This is a genomic window from Blastococcus sp. SYSU DS0533, assembly GCF_054050775.1.
The window spans coordinates 568116-587736 of sequence record NZ_JBJGZZ010000001.1 but is presented as its reverse complement, the minus strand read 5'-3'; the positions used below and the strand labels follow the sequence as shown (position 1 = coordinate 587736).

Genomic DNA, 19621 nt, shown 5'->3' with positions numbered 1-19621 from the left:
ACACACCCTGCGAAGCGCCGGTCCGCAGGTGCACGAAGGCCCGGCCACCTGCAGGTGACCGGGCCTTCGTCGTGGTAGCGGGGACAGGATTCGAACCTGCGACCTCTGGGTTATGAGCCCAGCGAGCTACCGAGCTGCTCCACCCCGCGCTGCGGGCACCACGGTACACGCCCGTCCGCCGGGCCGCCGGGGGCACCCGTCCGCGTGGACCTCGCGCGCCGCGCCCCGACGACCGCGACACTGTTCCCAACCGCTCTCCCAGGAGGTCCCGTGTCCCGTCCCCCCGCCGGTCTGCGCAACGTCGACCTGCTGGCCGTCTACGTCAACGACCACCTGGCCGCCTCGATCGGGGGCATCGAGCTGGTGCGGCGGATGATCGGGGTGCACCGGGGAACGCGGTACGAGCCGCCTCTCCAGCAGCTGCTGACCGAGCTGCACGAGGAGAACGCCGCGCTCCGCACCATCATGCGGGACCTGGAGCTCCGCGAGCAGCGGTACAAGCAGGCCGCCCTCTGGGTCGGCGAGAAGGTCTCGCGGCTGAAGCTCAACGGCCGGCTCGCCACCCGCTCGCCGTTGAGCGACCTCGTGGAGTTCGAGTTCCTCGCCTCCGCCGTCCGGGCCAAGCGCAGCGGCTTCGAGAGCCTCCGGGAGATCGCCGACATCGACCACCGCCTGGACGCCGACCGGCTCGACGAGCTCATCGAGCAGGCTGACCGGCAGCACGGCTGGCTCACCACGACCCGGCGCGAGGTGGCCGCACAGGTGTTCGGCGGCAACGACGAGGCGCCCGAGGAGGCCGCCGACGACTGATCCGCCCCTGACGGACGACGGAGGCCCGGCCCCTGAGGGGCCGGGCCTCCGTGGTGGTAGCGGGGACAGGATTCGAACCTGCGACCTCTGGGTTATGAGCCCAGCGAGCTACCGAGCTGCTCCACCCCGCGCTGCGGGCACCACGGTACCCCACCGGCTCCGGTGGCGGGTCCCGCGGTCGGAGCTCGACCGCGGGACCGGCCTGACCTCAGGAGGTGCCGGGCGTACCCGCCGTCGCCGGTGCTGCCGTCGCGCCGGCGGCGGCCCCGTTCTCCCTCGAGGGCACCGCGTGCTGAGCGGGCGGGCCCTCCGGGGCGCGGCGTGGCATCCGCGGTTCCTGCCCGAGCCCCTTCGCCAGCGACACGAGGACCAGGAGCAGCACGACCGCGAAGGGGAACGCGGCCACGATCGACGCGGTCTGCACCCCGCCCAGCCCCCCGCTGACCAGGAGAACGGCGGCGGAGGCGGAGATGACCAGGCCCCAGACCACGCTGACGACGCGCGCCGGGTCCTGCCCGCCACGGCTGCTCAGCGAGCCGAGGACGAACGTGGCCGAGTCGGCGCTGGTGACGAAGAAGGTGACGATGAGGATCATCGCCCCGATCCCGGCGATCACACCGCCGGGCAGCGTGTCCAGCAGCGCGAACAGCTGCTGCTCGGTCGCCTGGCCCGCGAGCCCGGCGCCCTCCTGCTCGGCGAGGATGCCCGCGCCGCCGAACACCGAGAACCACAGCCCGCTGACCAGGGTGGGCACCGCGAGCACGCCGATGACGAACTCGCGGATGGTGCGGCCACGCGAGATGCGCGCGATGAACGTCGCCACGAACGGCGACCAGGAGATCCACCACGCCCAGTAGAAGATCGTCCAGCCGTTGATCCACTCCGAGCGCTGGGCGTCGAAGGGGCCGGTCTGCAGGCTCATCGTGGGCAGCTCGGCGAAGTAGCTGCCGAGGGTCGTGGTGAACGCGCCCACGAGCCGGCCGGACGAGGCGGTGAACAGCACGAAGGCGAAGAGCGCGATGGCGAGCACGACGTTGGCGGTCGACAGCCACTTGATCCCGCGGTTGATGCCCGACAGCGCGGAGATCAGGAACAGGACGGTGACCACCGCGATGATCGCCAGCTGCACGCCCGATCCGATCGCGATGCCGTCGTCGAGGGAGTTGAGACCACCGTTGATCTGGGCGGCCCCGAGGCCGAGCGACGTCGCGACGCCGAACACGGTCGCCACCACCGCGATGGTGTCGACCGCGGCACCCAGCGGGCCGTCGACGCGGTCCCCGAGGATCGGCCGCAGGGCCCCGCTGATGGTGGCCTTCCAGCCGCGGCGGAAGCGGGCGTAGGCCAGGGCCAGCGCCAGGACGGCGTAGATGCCCCACGGGTGCAGGCCCCAGTGGAAGAAGGAGTACCGGAGCGCGTCCCGGGCGGCCTCCGTGCTCTCCGGGGTGGCCGTCGGCGGGGTGAGGAAGTGCGACACCGGCTCGGCCACTCCCCAGAACACCAGCCCGATGCCCATCCCCGCGCTGAACAGCATCGCGAACCAGGCCCGGGTGCTGTACTCCGGCCGGTCGTCGTCCTTGCCCAGCCGCACCCGGCCCCACCGCGAGGCCGCCACCGCGATCACGGCGACCAGCACGATCGTCGCGGTGAGCAGGTAGAACCAGCCGAACCGGTCGACGACGAAGGTCCGCGCGGATGTGGCGGCGGAGTCGAGGGAGGTAGGTGACACCGCTCCCCAGAGGACGAACGGGAGCACGATGGCCAGCGAGGCCCAGAATACGGCGGATGTTCTTCGCACGAGGGGCGGTTCCTTCGGTTGGGGACGCGACTGCCGGCCGACGACCGGCGGAGGCCGCCCGGGGGGCAGTACCCGTCGGGCGGCACGATCATCCAGAGTTGCAGCAAGCACCGGAAAACGCATCTTTCCGCGGGTGACGAGTCCCACCCCCGCAGCACCGGCAACGTCGGGGATCGTGGACGGGTGCCGCCCGAGCCCCTCGCAGTGCAGGATGCCCACCACGCCGTCGACCTGGCACTCCGGGCGGGCGAGCTGCTCCTGTCCGCGGGGGCCAGCGCCGCCGAGGTGACCGCCACCTGCACGGTCGTGGCGCGGTCCTGCGGCCTCCGGCGGGTGGAGTGCGACATCACCTTCACCTCGATCACCGTCTCCGGCCACGCCGCGCAGGACGCCGGGCCCGTCAGCGGGTTGCGCCTGGTCCAGCAGCGGGAGCTCGACTACTCCCGCGCCACCGCCGTCCACAACGTCGTCGGCGACCTGGCCGCGGGGCGGGTCACCCCGGCGGAGGCCGACCGGCGGCTCGAGTCGGTCGCCGCCGGTCGGCAGCCCTACCGGCGGTGGGTCGTGACGGGGGCGCGGGCGCTGCTCGCCGCGGCGGTCGCCGTGCTCCTCGGCGCCGGTGCCGCGGTGACGGCGGCCGCGTTCGGGGCCACCGTGCTCGTCGACCTCGCCATCGACCGGCTCGGGCGGCGGGGGCTGCCCACCTTCTTCCTCAACGCCGTCGGTGGCCTGATCGCCACGGCGGTCGCACTGGTGCTGGTCGCCGCGGACATCGGCGTCCGGCCCTCACTGGTCGTGGCCGGCGGGATCGTCCTGCTGCTGCCCGGTGTCACGCTCGTCGGCGCGGTGCACGACGCCATCACCGGCTTCTACGTGACCGCGAGCGCGCGGGCCTTCGAGACCTTCCTGCTCACGGCCGGGATCATCAGCGGGGTCGCGGTCGGGTTGTCGATCGGCGTGCGGCTCGGCGTCCCGGTCGCGATGTGGGATCCGCCCTCCAGCGGCCTGGCGGACGTGCCGCTGCAGCTCGTGGCGGCGGCCGCCATCTCGGGTTCCTTCGCCGTCGCCAACCACGCCCCCCGGCGCACCCTGGCGCCCGCGGCCGCCGCCGGCGCGATCGGCTGGGCCGTCTTCGCCGGGCTGGACCAACTGCGGCTCACGGTCACCCTGGCCACGGCGGCAGCCGCCGTCGTCATCGGCCTGGGCAGCTTCGCCCTGGCCGCCCGCCAGCGGGTCCCCGCGCTGGTCTACGTCGCCGCCGGCATCATCCCCCTCCTCCCGGGGCTCACGATCTACCGCGGTCTGCGGAGGCTGACCGAGGACGACACGCTGGGCGGGATCACGCTGCTCGGCACGGCGATCACCGTCGGCCTGGCCCTGGCCGCGGGGGCGCTCCTCGGCGAGTACGTGGCGCAGGCCCTGCGGCGGACCCGCCTGCCGGGCGAACGCCGGCTGACCGGCCTGGTCCAGGCTCGCGGCATGCGCCCCAGGAGCCGGTCGGACCACCGGACGCAGCCCTCGCGCGCCTGACTGAACGGACCCGTGTGAACGGTGGGACGGGCCGCCGCAGCCACGGCGGGGGGCCGTGCGCGCCTCCGGCTCCCCCGCTCACGCCACGCCTACAGTCCGCCTCGTGGTGGGCGACGGGACGACGAGCAGGTTCGTCGGGGACCCGCAGCCGGTGGAGATCCACCACCTGGGCATCTGGTACTCCGGTGAGCTGCTGGGCTGGCGGCACACCCGCGACGGCCGGGTCTCCGCCCGGGTGCGGTGCACCGTCGACGGGCTGCGGCACTCGACGTGGAAGGACCTCGCCGAGCTGCGGCTGCCCGACCCGGCGCACCCGCCCCGGCGCGAGCCGTTCCCGGCGTCGCCGGCCCGCCCGCTGCCCACGGGCACCCCGGTGCCGGAGCAGGACCGCACCCGGCCGCACAGCCTCCTGGCTACGCTGACCAGCCGGCCGCGCCCGCCCGAGCACGCGGTCACCCCGCCGCCCACGGACCAGGGCGTCCCCGCGACGGGTCACGGGCGCTCCCCCGGGGCGCCCGTGCGACCGCGGCCCACGCCGTACCGCCGCGCGTCGCGGCAGGAGGACCACCGGTCGCGCGAGCGCATCGACGCCGGCGCGCGCTGACCGCACCCGCCCGGGACCGTGCCCCGCGGACGACGAAGGCCCGGCCCCTGAGGGGCCGGGCCTTCGTGGTGGTAGCGGGGACAGGATTCGAACCTGCGACCTCTGGGTTATGAGCCCAGCGAGCTACCGAGCTGCTCCACCCCGCGTCGGTGAGATCAGCCTACCAGCTCCCGGGTGGGGTCGGCGCCGGGGGCGCCCACCCCACCCGGGAGGGGACCGTCAGTCGGCCCCTTCGGCTGCCCGCTGCGCCTCCTGGTAGGCGGTCACGGCCGCCTGCAGGTCCTCGAGCGCCTGCCCCTGACCGGCGAAGTCGCCCTCGCGCTGAGCGGTGGCCAGCGCCTCGAGCGCGGCGTTCATGTCGGCCACCGCATCCGCCAGCACCGTGGCGGACGGGGTCTCCGCGCCGCCGTCGGCCGGCGGCTCGGTCGGCGCCGGGGTCTCGGGATCGGCCGTCTCCGGCAGGTCCGCGGACGTGTCGCCGTCGGCACCGGTGTCGTCGTTGTCGGTGGCCGACTCCCCGGCCCCCGGCCCGAAGACCTGGTCCAGCGCCTCGGCCAGCGTGTCGGCGTAGCCGACCCGATCGCCGTAGTTCACCAGCACCTTGCGCAGCAGCGGGAAGGAGTTCTCCCCCGTGCCCTCGACGTAGAGGGGCTCGACGTAGAGCAGCCCGCCGTCGCCGATCGGCAGGGTGAGGAGGTTGCCGAACACCGGTGTGGAGTCCGCGCTGCGGAACAGGTTCAGGTCACGGGCGACCTCGTCGTTGGTGTTGAACGACTGCTGCACCTGCTGGGGCCCGCGGAACGGGGTGTTCCCCGGCAGCCGCAGCACCTGGAGCTGCCCGTAGGTCTCCGCATCGCTGGACGCCGAGACGAACGCCGAGAGGTTCTGCCGGTTGAAGGCGTTGAGCGCGCTGGTCAGCTGGAACGACGCACCGTCCTCGCCGGGCCGCTCCGCCAGGATGTAGTACGGCGGCTGGGCCTGGTCGGTGTTCTGCGTCGGGTCGTCCGGGATCTGCCAGCGGTCGTTGCCGCTGTAGAAGTTCTGCGGGTCGTCGACGTGGTAGCGGGTCAGGATGTCCCGCTGCACCTTGAACAGGTCCTCCGGGTAGCGGACGTGGTCCACCAGCCCCTCCGGCATCGCGTCCCGGGGCTCCACGACGCCGGGGAAGGCCTTTATGAAGGTCTTGAGGACAGGGTCCTCGGTGTCCCACTCGTAGAGCCGCACCGTGCCGTCGTAGGCGTCGACCGTCGCCTTCACCGAGTTGCGGATGTAGTTGAAGGTCTCGTTCGGCAGCGCCGTCGTGCCGGTGCCGGTGAGGGCGTCGGCCGCGGCCTCGCCCAGCTGCATCTGCTCGGCGTAGGGGTAGGAGTCCGACGTCGTGTAGCCGTCGAGGATCCACTGGATCTCGCCGTCGATGACCGCCGGGTACGGGTCGCCGTCGATCTCGAGGAACGGCGCGGCCTTCTGCACCCGCTCCCGCGGGTCCCGGACGTAGAGGACCTTGGACTCCTCGTTGACCGCGCTGGAGAGCAGGAAGTTGCGCTCGCGGTAGTGGATCGCGAAGGTCAGCTGCCGGAAGAAGCTGCCGATCTCGACGCCACCCTCGCCCTCGTAGGTGTTGTTGATCTGGCGCTCGTCCGAGCCGCCCTCGGGCTGGTCGAACTCGCGCGGCTCCGCGCCCTCCGGGGCCCCGACCACGGAGTACACGTCCTGGCCGTTCACCTGGATCAGCTCGCCGTAGTAGATGCGCGGCTCGTCGACGTCGATGTTGCCGCGGGTGGGCAGGTCGCGGGTGGTGAACCGCGGCTCGCCACCCTCCTGCCCGGCGACGACCTCGTTGGCCGGCGCGGCCACGAACCCGTTGCCGTGCGTGTAGACGGTGTGCCGGTTGATCCAGGTGTCCTGGTTCTCCGACAGCCCCGAGCTGTTGAGCTCGCGCACCGCCACCACGTAGTCACGGGTCTCGCCGTCGATGGTGTAGCGGTCGATGTCCAGCTTCTCCGGGAAGCCGTACACGTTGCGGATCTGCTGGCGTGCGGTGAACGTGTCGGAGAGGACGTTCGGGTCCAGCAGCCGGGCGTTCGGGATCGTCTCGGAGTCCGCGCGCAGGTCGGCCAGGGCGGCCTCGGGGTCGACCTCGTCGCCCGTGGCGTCCTGCGCGTAGTTCACGTAGTCGATCTCGGTCAGGTCGTAGGCGTCCCGCGTCGCCTCGATCGCCCGATCGATGTAGGGCGCCTCCTTCTCGTTGGCGCTGGGGCCGACGACGAACTGCTGGACGACCGCCGGGTACGCCACGCCGATCGCCAGGCTGGAGACCAGCAGCAGCACCAGGGCCGCGGCCGGCAGCAGGAAGTTGCGGACGACGATGTTGGCGAAGAACGCCAGGGCGCACACGGCCGCCACGAAGACCAGGATCGTCTTCGGCGTCAGCAGCGCGTTGACGTCGGTGTAGCTGGCACCGGTGAAGACGTCACCGCGGTTGGAGTAGACCAGCCCGTACCGGTCCAGCCAGTAGGCGACGGCCTTGAGGGCGAGGAAGACGCCCAGCAGCACCGAGAGCTGCACCCGTGCGGCGCTGGTCAGCTTCTGACCCGGGGTCTGCAGGCGCAGCCCGCCGAAGACGTAGTGGGTCAGCAGCGAGCCGATGAGCGCGAGGATGACGACTGCGAACCCGAACCCCAGCAGCAGCCGGTAGAAGGGGTAGTCGAAGACGAAGAACGACAGGTCGATGCCGAACTGGGGGTCGGTGCGGCCGAAGTCGGTGCTGTTGCGGAACGACAGCCAGGTCTCCCAGCTGCTCTGCGCGGTGAACCCGGCGAACAGCCCGAGGACCACGGCGATGCCGGTGAGCACCAGGCCACGCCGCGGCTCGAGGGACTGGCGGTAGCGCTCGAGGTTCTGCTGCTCGAGCGACATGGGGCGGAACGTCGGGCGAAAGCGGTAGGCCAGGTACATGGCCAGCGCGGTGAACCCACCGGTCGCCACCCCCGCCACGGCGAAGAGCAGGGCGCGGGACTGGAGCTCGGTCCAGAACACCTCGGTGTAGCCGGTCTCGTCGAACCACAGGTAGTCGACGTAGACGTTGGTCAGGGTGCCGACGGCGGTGAACAGCACCAGCAGCACGGCGATGGCGCCGATGACCAGCTTCGCGCGCCGCGACAGCGTCGGTACCGGCACGGGGGGCCGCATGGCCACGAGCGGTCTCCTTCAGTTGCAGGCGCGGCCTCTCGGCCACGCGACGATCGACCGCAGGGGGTCGGGTGGTGCGGCGCCGGGCGCGCCCGGCCTCATGGACAACGCACCGGACGGCGCGGGGTTCCCAGGGATGTCGGCGCGTCCGGCGTCAGCACCCCTCCGGTGCCCGGTCGGCGCGCAGGTCGGCGAGGGCGGCCAGCGCGTCGTCCAGCGTGGCGACCCGAGCCATCGGCACTCCGGTGTCAGGGGCGGCCAGCGCCTCGGCGCAGTTCGCGGCCGGGACGAGGAAGAGGTCCGCGCCGATGTCGCGGGCCGCCACCATCTTCAGCGCGATGCCGCCGATCGGGCCGACGTTGCCGGCGAGGTCGATGGTGCCGGTACCGGCGATCGCCGCACCGCCGGTCAGGTCCTCCTCGCCCACCAGGTCGAGGATGCCGAGGGTCAGCATGAGCCCGGCCGATGGGCCGCCCACGTCGGCCACCTGGATGTCGACGTCGAAGGGCGCCGAGGGCTGGTCCAGGACGCTCACGCCCAGCAGGGACCCGGCCCGCTCCTCGGCTTCCTGAGTGGTGACCGTCGCGGTGCCCGGCTCCCCCAGCCGCGTGTAGCCGACGGTGACGGGCGTGCCGGGCGGGATGCCGGCCAGGACGTCGGCCAGCACCTCGGCGTCGGGGACCGGGCGGCCGTCGACCGTCTCCAGCGCGTCGCCCTCCTCCAGCCGCCCCGCCGACGGCGAGCCCTCGGGCACCTCCCGTACGACCACCTTCTCCGGGTAGCCGAGCTCGCCGAGGGCGACGCTCTCCGCCGCCTGCTCCGAGGTGACGAAGGCCTGGCGGTTCACCTGCCGGGTCTCCTCCTCGCTGCGGTCGGGAGGGTAGACCGTCTCCTCGGGGACCACGCTGACCTCGTCGTCGAACCAGCCGCGGACCGCCTGCACGAGACTGAGCCCGCCGCGGCTGACGCCGACGGTGGTCAGGTTGAGGTCGCCCTCCACGTCGTTGCGCTCCCGGCCCTGCACCGCGATGATCGGCTCGCCGTCGACCTCCCCGAGCGTGTCGAACGTGGGGCCGGGCACCTGCGCGACGTAGGGCACGGGCACGGTGGTGCCGAGCACGCCGAACAGCAGCAGGAGCACGGCGCCCACGCTGAGAACGGCGTTGCGGCGGGTCACGAGGCGCGAGCCTAGGTGAAGGACCCCCTGCCCCCACCGCTCGCAGGCTCGCGGCGGGCCCCTGCAGGCAGCCATCCTCTCCCGGCGAACGCCTTCGCCGGCTGAAGATCGCACGTCTACCGTGGACGCATGAGCGACGTCCCGTTCGGCTTCGGCCCTCCCGACCGCGACCCCGAGCGCCGCGAGCCCGGCCGCGGCGACCAGGGCGGTGACCCGTTCGGCCTCGGCGCCCTCTTCGGCGGCATGGCCGGTGGCGGGTCGCCCGAGGACGTGCTCGGCAAGATGCCGCTCTTCGCCGAGCTCCAGAAGCTCATGAACTGGTCGGGCGGCCCCGTCAACTGGGATCTCGCCCGGCAGGGCGCGATCAGCCAGCTCGCGGCCGGGCACCAGCCCTCGTCGGAGCAGGAGCGCGCCGCCACCGCCGAATCCCTGCGGCTGGCCGACCTGTGGCTGGACCAGGTCACCGAGCTGCCCTCGGGGATCGAGCGCACCGCCGCGTGGTCCCGTGTGGAGTGGGTGGAGCAGACGCAGGCCGCGTGGGCGTCGCTCATCGACCCGCTGGCGGAGCGCGTGGTGGCGGCGATGACCAGCGCGCTGCCCGAGGAAGCGGCGATGTCCTTCGGCCCGATCGCCGGGATCATGGGCCGCATGGGCGGCATGATGTTCGGCGCCCAGGTCGGCCAGGCGCTCGGCTCGCTGGCCGGGGAGGTGCTCACCAGCACCGACGTCGGCCTCCCACTGGCGCCCGCCGGCACCGGTGTGCTGGTCCCGCAGAACCTGGCCTCCTTCGCCGAGGGCCTCGACCGCCCGGCCGACGAGGTCCGGCTGTTCGTGGCCCTGCGGGAGGCGGCGTCCCAGCGGCTGTTCGCCCACGTGCCCTGGCTGCGCCAGCAACTCCAGGACGCCGTGCACGCCTACGCGCGCGGCATCACCATCGACCGCGAGGCGATCGAGCGCGGCATCAACGAGGCGATGGCCGGCGGCATGGGCGGTGGGCTGGACCCCAGCGACCCGGAGAGCATCCAGCGGCTGCTGGGCAGCGGCGTGCTGGAGCCCGAGGAGACCCCCGAGCAGCAGATGGCGCTGCGCCGGCTCGAGACGCTGCTCGCCCTCGTCGAGGGCTGGGTCGACGCCGTGGTCGCCGCCGCGGCGGCCGACCGGTTGCCCGGGCACGCCGCCCTCGCCGAGACGATGCGCCGCCGGCGGGCCTCCGGCGGCCCCGCCGAGCAGACCTTCGCCACGCTGGTGGGGCTCCAGCTGCGGCCGCGCCGGCTCCGCGACGCGGCGACGGTGTGGGGTGCGATGGGCCAGCAGCACGGCAGCGCGGAGCGGGACCGGTTGTGGTCCCACCCCGACCTGCTGCCGACCTCGGACGACCTGGACGAGCCGCTGGACTTCGTCGCCCGTCAGGGCCTCGACGACGAGCTCGCCGCGCTGACCGCCGACGACGCCGAGCGGGCGCCGGACCGGACCTCCGACGGCGGGGACCCGGCCGACGACGAGGACCGGCGCGAGCTGGGCGGCGAGGGCTAGCCGCTCACCCGTCGACGTCGGGAAGGGGCTCGGCGCCCGCCGCCCCCGCGGTGGACGCCAGCTCGACGCCCTCCAGGAAGCCGCGCGCCCGCTCGGCACGGGGGTACTGCGCCACGAGGGCCCAGAAGCGCTCGTCGTGCCCGGGCTCGAGCAGGTGCACCAGTTCGTGGACCAGCACGTAGTCGACGACGTACTCGGGCATCGAGCGCAACCGGCTGGAGAGGCGGATCGTCCGGTCCGCCGGGGTGCAGGAGCCCCAGCGACGGTGCTGGTTGTCCACCCAGCGCACGCTCGCCGGTTCGGCGAGGCCGTCGAGGTGGGCGGCCGACAGCGCCCTGGCCCGTGCCAGGAGCTCGGCGTCGCCCCCCAGCGAGCGCTTGCGGCGCTCCTCGCGGGTGCGCAGCTTGGCGACCATCTGCTCGACCCAGCGTTGCTCTTCCGCCGGGCTGAACGCGGCCGGGATGAGCACCACGGTGCGGCCCAGCTCCCGGTAGGCGGTCACGGTGCGCCGCCGGCGGCTGCTGCGCCGGACCTCCACGACGTCGCCGTCCGCCGGCTCAGGCAGGGCGCTCGCAGGAGGAGTCGTTCCGGGCACGAGGAGACCGTAGGGCACCGTCCGGGCGTGGCGCCCGCGCAGGGACACCCGCTCGGGTGCAGGTCGCACGGACGGTGGACACCGCCGCCGCTCCACCCGGTGACGAGGGTGCCTGCGCGCGGGGTTCCACACCCACTCGAGGACGTCGGCGCAGGTCGGCGCGCCGTGGCCGGTCACGGCGGGTGACCCGTCCCCGGCCCGTCCCCCGGTTCCGCACAGCGACACGCCACGCCGTCAACATGGCGTCCACAGCTCCGTCCACAGCTGTGGGGAAAGCGCTCCGCCCGGGGCCCCGGAACGCCACGGCCGGGTGCCCGCGGGGGCATCGCCAGCGGGGACCGCGGGTAGCGTTCTCGCGAACGGCGCCCGGCGTGCGAGCCGGGGCGCCCCGGAGACGAGGAGATCCCGTGGCGGAGAGCTACAACGGCTACTGCGTGAAGTGCAAGGAGAAGCGCGACTTCGACGGCGAGGTCAAGGTGAGCGAGTCCGGCCGCCGCATGGCGCAGGGCACCTGCCCGGTCTGCGGCACCAAGATGAACCGGATCCTCGGCAAGGCGTAGGAGAAGGACCCTCCTGCCCCCCGCCACTCGCAGGCTCGCGGCGGGCCCCTGCAGGAGGACCGATCCAGCACGTCACCACGGCGGCGTCCCCTGCGGGGGCGCCGCCGTCGTCGTGGGGCCTGTGGACGACGGGCCCGGGTCCCACGTCCGGCTGCCACCCTGCCGGGGTGAGCGACAACGCCCATCCCCTCCTCCCCGCGGCGACCCCGCTGCTCGCCGGAGACGCCGGCAGCGTCCAGGTCGGCGGCGTCGACTCCACCGACGGGCTGCTCCTGGCGCCCGCCGCGGGTCTGGCGCCCCTGCTCCGGGCCCTCGACGGCCGGCGGCCCCGGCGCTCCGTCCGGGCCGACGCCGCCGGGGAGGGCGTGCCGCCGGGGGTGGTGGACGCCGTCGTGGACGCCCTCCGCGCGGCCGGCCTGGTGCACGAGCTGGACCCGGCCGACCTGCTCGCGATCGGCCCCGGCCCGGGAGCGATCGCCCGCGCGGCCGTGGAACTGCCCGCGGCCGGCTCCTCCCCCGGCGCTGGGGGCTGGCGGGCCCGGCAGCGGGCGACCGTGGTGGTCGAAGGGGCGACGCGCGTGGGCACGCCGCTGGCGGCCGTCCTGGCCGCGAGCGGCGTGGGCCGTGTCGTGGTGCGGGACGCCGGTGTCGTCACCGCCGCCGACGCCGTCGTGGGCGGCCTGACCGCCGCGGACGAGGGCCGCCCCCGGGCCGTGGCCGCGGCCGACGCCGTCCGCCGGGCCAGCCCGCTGACCGACCTGGGGCCGCTACCCGCCGGTCTGCGTCCCGACCTCGTCGTCCTCACCCGTCCCTGGGCCGCCTCGGACCCGGTGGAGCCCGCGGTGCCCGGCCCGCACCTGGTGGCAACGGTCCGCGGCGAGACGGGGGTCGTGGGGCCCCTGGTCGTGCCCGGTGCCAGCAGCTGCCTGCGCTGCGGCGACCTGCACCGCCGGGACGCCGATCCGCGCTGGCCCCGGCTCGCGGCCCAGCTGACCGCGTCCGAGCCGCCCCCCAGCGGCGCCACCCTCACCTGCCTGCTCACCGCGGTGCTCGCGGCCGGCCAGGTGCTCGCCTGCATCGACGGGCGTGGCGCGCCGGTCACGCTCGACGCCACCGTGGAGCTGCGGCCACCGGACCTCCTGCCCCACCTGCGGCGATGGCCCCCGCACCCGTCCTGCGGCTGCGGTGCGGCGGACACCGGGGGCGCCCCGTCCGAGGAGGGCAGGGCATGCCCTCCCGGCGCGACTGCGGCCGCTCGGGCGACAATGGCTGCCGACCGAGCTCTCGGGCTCACCGGACACGACACGGCGCCGCTCCGCCCGGCCGCCGGCGAGGAGGACGTGTGAGCGACGAGCGACCGGCGATGCCACGGGGGTCGGTCGCGCGGACCGCGCGGCTCGCCTCCCTGCCCCTGGGTGCGGCGGGCCGCGCCACCCTCGGGATCGGCAAGCGGTTGTCCGGCCGCCCCGCCGAGGCGGTGAACGCGGAGCTGCAGCAGCGCACCGCCGAGCAGCTGTTCGCCGTGCTGGGCCAGCTCAAGGGCGGCGCCATGAAGCTCGGCCAGACGCTGTCGGTGTTCGAGGCGGCCGTCCCCGAGGAGCTGGCGGCTCCGTACCGGGAGGCGCTCACCAAGCTGCAGGAGGAGGCGCCCCCGATGCCGGTGCGGACCGTGCACGCGGTTCTCGCCCAGCAGCTGGGTGGCACGTGGCGCCAGCGCTTCGCCGAGTTCGACGACGCCCCGGCCGCGGCGGCCAGCATCGGCCAGGTGCACCGCGCCACCTGGCGGGACGGCCGCGACGTCGCGGTGAAGATCCAGTACCCCGGCGCGGGGACGGCGCTGATGAGCGACCTCAACCAGCTGGCCCGCTTCGCCCGGTTGTTCGCCTCCGTCTTCCCCGGTCTGGACGTGAAGCCGCTGATCGCCGAGCTCAAGGCACGGGTGGTCGAAGAGCTCGACTACGGCCTGGAGGCCGATGCCCAGCGGGCGTTCGCCGCCGCCTACGCCGGCGATCCGGAGATCGCCGTCCCCCGGATCGTGGCCAGCGCACCCAAGGTGGTCGTCTCCGAGTGGATCGAGGGGACGCCGCTGTCCCGGATCATCACCACGGGGAGCCGGGAGCAGCGCGACCGCGCCGGCCGGCTGCTGGCCACGCTGCACTTCTCGGCGCCCCAGCGCGCCGGGCTGCTGCACGCCGATCCGCACCCGGGCAACTTCCGGCTGCTGCCGGACGGGCGCCTCGGTGTGATCGACTTCGGCGCGATCGCCCGGCTTCCCGACGGCCACCCGGAACCGATCGGCAGGCTGCTGCGCTGGGCCCTGGAAGGCCGCGCGGCGGAGGTGCTGGCCGACCTGCGGGTGGAGGGCTTCGTGCGACCCGGGGTGCAGGTCGACCCGGAGGCGGTCCTGGACTACCTGCTCCCCCTGCTCGAGCCGATCGCGACCGACCGCTTCCACTTCACCCGCGCCTGGATGCAGGAGCAGGCGATGCGGATCGCCGACCCCCGGACCGAGGCCAACCGGCTGGGCCGGCAGCTGAACCTGCCGCCGGCGTACCTGCTCATCCACCGGGTCTCGATCGGGTCGATCGGGGTGCTGTGCCAGCTCGACGCCGCGGCCGACTGGCGCGCGGTGCTCGAGGAGTGGCTCCCCGGCTTCAAGAAGTAGCACCGAGCGGGGCCCGGAGGGCCCCGCTCGGTGTCACTCGACGGCTCCACGCCGCCGGGGGACGGCACGTGGCGGCGGTGCGGTCGCGCCGAGCGGGGCCCGGAGGACCGGCGGCCCCGTCCCGAGGCTCGCCCCGAGCGTGCGAGGGGTGAGGAGGACGGCGACCCTCTAGTAGACGGCGGCGCTGGCGCGTGCGGCCCGGCGGACCGCGCGCTCGGCGCGCCGGGAGGCACGCCGCGCCAGGTACAGACGACGGGCGCGGGACGCGGCCATCGCCTCGGCCTGCAGTTCGCTCATGCGGCTGCGGGCCATGTCGGGCTCGAACATGTACATCGCTGATTCCTTCGGTCGGCTCCCGGTCGGGAGCTCGGGACTGCTGGTCATGTGCTTACGGGCTGGGGATGGCCGCCGGCTCACGCCGCGACGACCTTCCGGGGACGGCCACGTGGCCGCTTGCGGGCGATCACGACACCCCGGTCGAAGATCTCGCCGCCCCAGACGCCCCACGGCTCGGCGCGGGAGAGCGCGCCCGCCAGGCACGACTCCCGCACCGGGCAGTCGCCGCAGAAGCTCTTGGCGAGCTCCAGCTGCGACGGGCTCTCGGCGAACCACAGCTCGGGGTCCTCCACCCGGCACGGCAGGGGACGCCGGACCGGTCCGGGTGGCGGCGTCGGACGCGGTCGCCGCGTGGTGGGGCCGCCGGTCCGCGGGAGCCCGGGCCGGCGGTGGGACGTCGGGCGGTCGATCGTCTGCTGCACTGCCGCTCCTCCTCGTACTCGTGTGTACGGCCGGCGGTGGCCCGCCGACCGAAGTCGGGGCCGGGTGCCGCGGAGGGGGAAGCACAAAGGCCGCGGATCCCGGGTTCGGGTTCCGCGGCCTCGAGGAGGACCGGCGAGCGGCTAGCTCAGCGGTCTCCCGGGGGATCGGATCCCGAGGGTGGTGCCGTCGTTCTGGGGCAGGTAGGTGGGGGCGAAGGGGCGCTCGACGGTGCGGAGCGACTTCGGGCGCCGGTCGGAGGTGGCGACGCCGGCGGTGCCGGCGACCCCGCCGAGGACGGCGGTCCACTCACCGCGGCAGGCGGCGGAGGACAGACCGGTGCCCTCGTGCTGGGCGGCGGGACCGGTCATGATCAAGCCACCCGTGCGCGCGTCCACGCCGCCCAGGCCGAGGAGGTCGACGGAGGCAGCGGTGATCGTGGTGGTGATCGTCATCGGGTACCCCTCCTTCCTCTCTCGCGGTCCGGCCGGTCGGCCGGGCTCGCCACGGGGGTGCAGCGCGTGTGGAACGGGACACTAGGGGCGCCCCGGACACCGGGTCAATCCAATTAACCGCGGTTCCTCCGCGGAGGGCCCCGCTGGGTCTCGGAACCGCCTGCCGTCGCCGTCGGCGACGGCCTCCTCACCGTTCAGCCGCTGACGGTGGCCAGCACGTCGGCGCCGTAGAGCTCCAGCTTGCGGGCCCCGATGCCGGGCAGCCCCGACAGCTCGCGGAGGCTGGCCGGCCGGCTCTCCGCGATGGCCTGCAGCGTGGCGTCGGAGAAGACGACGTAGGCGGGCACGGACGCGTCCTGCGCGGCCTGGCTGCGCCACGCGCGGAGCCGCTCGAACAGCTCGCCGGCCTCGCCCTCGAGGACCACCTTGGCGCGCTTGGCCGGGCGGCGGGGCGGGGGCGCCGTCGGCCCGGAACCCGGTGCGAGCCCGTCGAGGAAGCGGCTGCGGGGGCGGGCACGCCGGCCACCCGGGTTGCGCGCCAGCGACCACGACAGGGTGAGCTGCTCACGGGCCCGGGTGACCGCCACGTACAGCAGCCGGCGCTCCTCCTCGACCGCCTCCGGGCGGCTCAGCGACTGCGCGATCGGCAGCACGCCGTCGACCAGCCCGACCACGAACACGACGTCCCACTCCAGACCCTTGGCCGCGTGCATCGACGCCAGGGTGACCCCCTGGACGGTCGGCGCGTGCTGCGCGTCGGCCCGCTCGGCGAGGTGGGTGACGAAGCCGGCGAGGTCCAGGGAGGGGTTCTCGGCCACGAGGTCGACGGCGAGGTCGACCAGCGCCGCGAGGGACTGCCAGCGGTCCCGCGCCGCCCCCCCGGCCGGCGGGCGGTGCTCCACCCAGCCGGTCGACGCGAGGACGTCGCGGACGGCGGGCACGAGCATGCCCGGGTCGTTGCCCCCGGCGGCCGCCCCGCGGAGCAGCAGGACCGCCTCGCGCACCTCGGGCCGCTCGAAGAAGCGCTCGCCGCCCTTGAGCACGTAGGGCACCCCGGCGTCGGCGAGCGCGGACTCGTACACCTGCGACTGCGCGTTGATGCGGAACAGGACGGCGATCTCGGCGGCGGGCGTCCCCTCGTCGATCAGGGCCTTGCAGCGGGCCGCGACCGCCGCAGCCTCCGCCGGCTCGTCGGGGTGCTCCACGAAACGCGGCTCGGGACCCTGGGGCCGCTGGCCGAGCAGGCGGAGCCCCGGCAGGCCCTTGCGCGGCGGCGCCTGGCCGATGAGCCGGTTGGCCAGGCCGACGACCTGGGGCGTGGAGCGGTAGTCGCGCTCGAGCTTCACCACGGCCGCGTCGGCGTAACGGTCGGCGAACCCGAGCAGGTAGTCGGGGTCGGCGCCGGTGAAGGAGTAGATGGTCTGGTTGGGGTCACCCACGACGCAGACCTCCGCCCGCCCGCCGAGCCAGGCGTCGAGCAGCCGCTGCTGCAGCGGGTTGACGTCCTGGTACTCGTCGACGACGAAGTGCCGGTACTGGGCGCGCACCTGACGGGCGACGTCCGGGTGCTCCTCGAGCGCGTAGGCGGTGACGAGCAGCAGGTCCTCGAAGTCGAGCGCGCCGTCGCGCTGCTTGGCCTGCTCGTAGCTGGCGTAGACGGCGGCGACGGCGGCCGGCTCGAACGGGGCCTCCCGGCCGGCCGCCTTCGCGCGGGCCGGGTAGTCCTCGGGCGTGGCGAGGGTGGTCTTGGCCCACTCGATCTCGCTGGCGAGGTCGCGCAGGCTGGTCCGGTCGGTGGTCAGCCGGTTGCGCGTCGCGGCGGAGGCGACCACCCGCAGCTTGTTCTCGATCAGACCCGGCATCGGGCCCCCGAGCACCCGGGGGGCGAAGTAGCGCAGCTGGCGCATCGCGGCGGCGTGGAAGGTGCGCGCCTGCACCCCGCCGACGTCGAGGGCGGCCAGGCGGGCGCGCAGCTCGCCGGCCGCCCGCGCGGTGAACGTGACCGCCAGCACCTGCTCGGGGACGTAGGTCCCGGTGTGCACCCCGTAGGCGATCCGGTGGGTGATCGTCCGGGTCTTGCCGGTGCCGGCCCCGGCCAGGATGCAGACCGGCCCCTGCACCGCCTGGGCCGCCGCGCGCTGCTCGTCGTCGAGGCCGTCGAGCACGGCCTCCGCGTCCGCGTGCGCCATCGCCGGCGTCCCTCCCCGTTCCTCGTCCCGCACGTCCCGGGAGCCGTCGGCTCCCGGGACGATCCTCCCAGCCGGCACCGACGCACGGCGGGAAGCTTCCCCAGGAGCACCACGTTGGCATGCACGCAGCACGCCACCCCGTCCCGGGGCTGGACCGACCAGGCACGAACAGGGAGACTCCCCGCGATGACCACGACCCCCGGCGCCGCCGTCACCATGTACACCACCACGTGGTGCGGGTACTGCGTGCGGCTCAAGAAGCTGATGCAGCGCGAGGGCATCGCGTTCGCGGAGGTCGACATCGAGACCGACGCGCAGGCGGCGGACCTGGTCATGCAGGCCAACGGCGGCAACCGCACGGTCCCCACGCTGGTCTTCCCCGACGGCACCGCGCTGACCAACCCCAGCATCGACGCGGTGAAGGCCCAGCTGGCCCACATCCCGGAGGTGTGAGCACCCGTGGTCCCCGGTCCCAGGCCCTCCGACGGGCGCGTGTCCCTCGATGCGTCGTCCCGGTCCGAGGTCCCCTGCCCGGGGACCGGTGAGCGGCCGCGGGTCGCGCTGACCCGGGCGGCGCGCGGCTGGGTGGTCGTCCCCCTGACCGGGAGCCCGGCCGGCGGGGACGCCGTCGAGGACGTCGTCGAGGGGATGACCCTGGCCGACCTCGTGGCCGACGAGCTGGGCGGCCTGCCGGAGCCGGACCGGTCCGCGCGCCGTTCCGCCCGCGGCCCGGGAGCCGAGACCGGCGGCACCGACCCGGTGGGCGCGCGCATCGCCGCGCTCGAGCGGACCGTGGCGCAGCTCGAGCACGCCCTCGCCGCCCGGGTGTCCACCGAGCGGGCGATCGGGGTGCTCGCCGAGCGGCAGGGCACGAGCCCGCGGACGGCGTTCGAGGGCCTGAGGCGCGAGGCGCGGACGCAGGGCCGGCCGGTGGCGGAGCTGGCCCGCGAGGTGCTCGAGAGCCTGGCGTCCGATGCGGTCGTGCCCACCGCTGCGCCCGGCCCCGCCCCCGCAGCGACCCCGCCCGCGCCGCGGCCCGAGCCGGTGACGAGCGGCGCCGTCGCGACCGCGGACGGTGGCCGCTCCTGACCCGACCGGAGCCGCTGTCCCCCGGCGCGCTCGCCGACCGTCTGGCCGGGCTGCTGGCGGACCTCCCGCCGGAGCCCGGCGCCACCAGCCTGCGGGTGGCGGTCGACGGACCGGACGCGGCGGCTCCCGGGGCGCTCGCGAGCTCGGTCGCCGACCGGCTGCCGATGCTCGGCCGGCCCGCCGTGGTCGTCCCCGCCGTGGGGTTCTACCGGCCGGCGTCGCTGCGGCTGGAGCACGGCCGCACCGATCCCGACGCCCGCTACACCGACTGGCTCGACGCCGGCGCGCTGGGCCGCGAGGTCCTGGGGCCGGTCGGGCCGGGTGGCTCCGGGGAGTACCTCCCGGCGCTGTGGGACGTGGCGCGGGACAGGTCGGCCCGGCTGCCCCGGCGGCCGGCGCCGGCCGGTGGCGTGGTCCTCGTGCCCGGCTCGCTGCTCCAGGGGGTCGGGCTGGCCTTCGACGTCGTCGTGCACCTGCGGATGGCCCCGGCCGCGCGGGGACGCCGCACGCCGCCGGAGCAGGCGTGGGAGCTGCCGGCGTTCGACCGCTACGACGACGAGGTGGACCCGGTGGCGCTCGCCGACGCCGTCGTCCTGGCCGACCACCCCGACCGCCCCGCGCTGGTGCTCCAGGGCCGCTTCCGGTGACGTGCTCGAACGGCGGGCTCCAGG

General features: G+C 74.7%; 18 protein-coding genes and 3 tRNA genes. 10 read left to right on the top strand and 11 right to left on the bottom strand.

From position 1 onward, the window contains the following. Window positions 1-72: 72 nt before the first annotated feature. Window positions 73-149 (bottom strand) — tRNA-Met (locus ACI79W_RS02945). A gap of 121 nt (window positions 150-270) precedes the next feature. Between ACI79W_RS02945 and ACI79W_RS02940 the strand changes: the two genes are divergently transcribed. After that, a complete protein-coding gene (locus ACI79W_RS02940; protein ID WP_456560573.1) occupies window positions 271-810 on the top strand; it encodes a hypothetical protein in 540 nt (179 codons plus the stop codon). A gap of 54 nt (window positions 811-864) precedes the next feature. Here the strand turns inward: ACI79W_RS02940 and ACI79W_RS02935 are convergent. Both ACI79W_RS02935 and ACI79W_RS02930 read right to left on the bottom strand, forming a co-directional pair. Then, window positions 865-941, bottom strand: a tRNA-Met gene (locus ACI79W_RS02935). Window positions 942-1018: 77 nt separating this feature from the next. Beyond that, window positions 1019-2608: a BCCT family transporter gene (locus ACI79W_RS02930; RefSeq protein WP_456560572.1), complete on the bottom strand. Its 1590-nt coding sequence runs from the start codon at window positions 2606-2608 to the stop codon at window positions 1019-1021. A gap of 183 nt (window positions 2609-2791) precedes the next feature. Here ACI79W_RS02930 and ACI79W_RS02925 point away from each other — a divergent pair, with 183 nt between their 5' ends. Continuing rightward, window positions 2792-4138, top strand: a complete 1347-nt coding sequence (locus ACI79W_RS02925; protein WP_456560571.1) for a threonine/serine ThrE exporter family protein — start codon at window positions 2792-2794, stop codon at window positions 4136-4138. 103 nt (window positions 4139-4241) lie between these two features. After that, window positions 4242-4742 (top strand): hypothetical protein, encoded by a 501-nt coding sequence (locus ACI79W_RS02920; protein WP_456560570.1) that lies wholly within the window; start codon window positions 4242-4244, stop codon window positions 4740-4742. 69 nt (window positions 4743-4811) lie between these two features. Here the strand turns inward: ACI79W_RS02920 and ACI79W_RS02915 are convergent. The 3 genes from ACI79W_RS02915 to ACI79W_RS02905 form a co-directional block, all read right to left on the bottom strand. Then, window positions 4812-4888 (bottom strand) — tRNA-Met (locus ACI79W_RS02915). 73 nt (window positions 4889-4961) lie between these two features. Continuing rightward, window positions 4962-7931, bottom strand: a complete 2970-nt coding sequence (locus ACI79W_RS02910) for a UPF0182 family membrane protein (protein WP_456560607.1) — start codon at window positions 7929-7931, stop codon at window positions 4962-4964. Window positions 7932-8085: 154 nt separating this feature from the next. Next, complete coding sequence (locus ACI79W_RS02905) at window positions 8086-9108, bottom strand: YlbL family protein (protein WP_456560569.1); 1023 nt, start codon at window positions 9106-9108, stop codon at window positions 8086-8088. A 129-nt stretch (window positions 9109-9237) separates the two neighbouring features. On the opposite strand from ACI79W_RS02905, the gene ACI79W_RS02900 reads away from it, so the two are divergent. After that, window positions 9238-10641, top strand: a complete 1404-nt coding sequence (locus ACI79W_RS02900; protein ID WP_456560568.1) for a zinc-dependent metalloprotease — start codon at window positions 9238-9240, stop codon at window positions 10639-10641. Window positions 10642-10645: 4 nt separating this feature from the next. On the opposite strand, the gene ACI79W_RS02895 is transcribed toward ACI79W_RS02900, so the two are convergent. After that, entirely contained in the window at window positions 10646-11236 is a 591-nt protein-coding gene (locus tag ACI79W_RS02895) for a M48 metallopeptidase family protein (protein WP_456560567.1), read from the bottom strand. A 407-nt stretch (window positions 11237-11643) separates the two neighbouring features. On the opposite strand from ACI79W_RS02895, the gene ACI79W_RS02890 reads away from it, so the two are divergent. The 3 genes from ACI79W_RS02890 to ACI79W_RS02880 all read left to right on the top strand — a co-directional run bounded on the left by ACI79W_RS02890 (window position 11644) and on the right by ACI79W_RS02880 (window position 14461). Then, on the top strand, window positions 11644-11796 hold the full coding sequence (locus tag ACI79W_RS02890) for a DUF5679 domain-containing protein (protein WP_012950213.1): 153 nt from the start codon (window positions 11644-11646) through the stop codon (window positions 11794-11796). A 167-nt stretch (window positions 11797-11963) separates the two neighbouring features. Beyond that, window positions 11964-13142, top strand: a complete 1179-nt coding sequence (locus tag ACI79W_RS02885) for a ThiF family adenylyltransferase (RefSeq protein ID WP_456560566.1) — start codon at window positions 11964-11966, stop codon at window positions 13140-13142. Continuing rightward, complete coding sequence (locus ACI79W_RS02880; RefSeq protein ID WP_456560565.1) at window positions 13139-14461, top strand: ABC1 kinase family protein; 1323 nt, start codon at window positions 13139-13141, stop codon at window positions 14459-14461. The genes ACI79W_RS02885 and ACI79W_RS02880 overlap by 4 nt, the downstream gene beginning before the upstream one ends. 168 nt (window positions 14462-14629) lie before the next feature. Here the strand turns inward: ACI79W_RS02880 and ACI79W_RS02875 are convergent, their stop codons facing one another. The 4 genes from ACI79W_RS02875 to ACI79W_RS02860 all read right to left on the bottom strand — a co-directional run bounded on the left by ACI79W_RS02875 (window position 14630) and on the right by ACI79W_RS02860 (window position 17861). Then, on the bottom strand, window positions 14630-14794 hold the full coding sequence (locus ACI79W_RS02875; RefSeq protein ID WP_236827848.1) for a hypothetical protein: 165 nt from the start codon (window positions 14792-14794) through the stop codon (window positions 14630-14632). Between the two features lie 80 nt (window positions 14795-14874). Then, window positions 14875-15090: a WhiB family transcriptional regulator gene (locus ACI79W_RS02870; protein ID WP_456560564.1), complete on the bottom strand. Its 216-nt coding sequence runs from the start codon at window positions 15088-15090 to the stop codon at window positions 14875-14877. A 270-nt stretch (window positions 15091-15360) separates the two neighbouring features. Further along, window positions 15361-15672 (bottom strand): hypothetical protein, encoded by a 312-nt coding sequence (locus ACI79W_RS02865; RefSeq protein ID WP_456560563.1) that lies wholly within the window; start codon window positions 15670-15672, stop codon window positions 15361-15363. Window positions 15673-15866: 194 nt separating this feature from the next. After that, a complete protein-coding gene (locus ACI79W_RS02860; RefSeq protein WP_456560562.1) occupies window positions 15867-17861 on the bottom strand; it encodes an ATP-dependent helicase in 1995 nt (664 codons plus the stop codon). A gap of 186 nt (window positions 17862-18047) precedes the next feature. Here ACI79W_RS02860 and ACI79W_RS02855 point away from each other — a divergent pair, with 186 nt between their 5' ends. From ACI79W_RS02855 to ACI79W_RS02845, 3 genes are all read left to right on the top strand, one after another. After that, the gene (locus ACI79W_RS02855; protein WP_456560561.1) at window positions 18048-18314 is read left to right on the top strand and encodes a mycoredoxin; all 267 of its coding nucleotides are present in this window, start codon (window positions 18048-18050) and stop codon (window positions 18312-18314) included. Between the two features lie 39 nt (window positions 18315-18353). Next, the gene (locus ACI79W_RS02850; protein WP_456560560.1) at window positions 18354-18950 is read left to right on the top strand and encodes an ANTAR domain-containing protein; all 597 of its coding nucleotides are present in this window, start codon (window positions 18354-18356) and stop codon (window positions 18948-18950) included. A gap of 95 nt (window positions 18951-19045) precedes the next feature. Then, window positions 19046-19597, top strand: a complete 552-nt coding sequence (locus ACI79W_RS02845) for a uridine kinase (protein WP_456560559.1) — start codon at window positions 19046-19048, stop codon at window positions 19595-19597. Window positions 19598-19621: the final 24 nt, after the last annotated feature.

Bases quoted from the DNA above. Each gene is read 5' to 3' on its own strand.
- ACI79W_RS02855 (WP_456560561.1), top strand. From the start codon at position 18,048: ATGACCACGACCCCCGGCGCCGCCGTCACCATGTACACCACCACGTGG.
- ACI79W_RS02875 (WP_236827848.1), bottom strand. From the start codon at position 14,794: ATGTACATGTTCGAGCCCGACATGGCCCGCAGCCGCATGAGCGAACTG.
- ACI79W_RS02865 (WP_456560563.1), bottom strand. From the start codon at position 15,672: ATGACGATCACCACCACGATCACCGCTGCCTCCGTCGACCTCCTCGGC.
- ACI79W_RS02860 (WP_456560562.1), bottom strand. From the start codon at position 17,861: ATGGCGCACGCGGACGCGGAGGCCGTGCTCGACGGCCTCGACGACGAG.
- ACI79W_RS02900 (WP_456560568.1), top strand. From the start codon at position 9,238: ATGAGCGACGTCCCGTTCGGCTTCGGCCCTCCCGACCGCGACCCCGAG.
- ACI79W_RS02910 (WP_456560607.1), bottom strand. From the start codon at position 7,931: ATGCGGCCCCCCGTGCCGGTACCGACGCTGTCGCGGCGCGCGAAGCTG.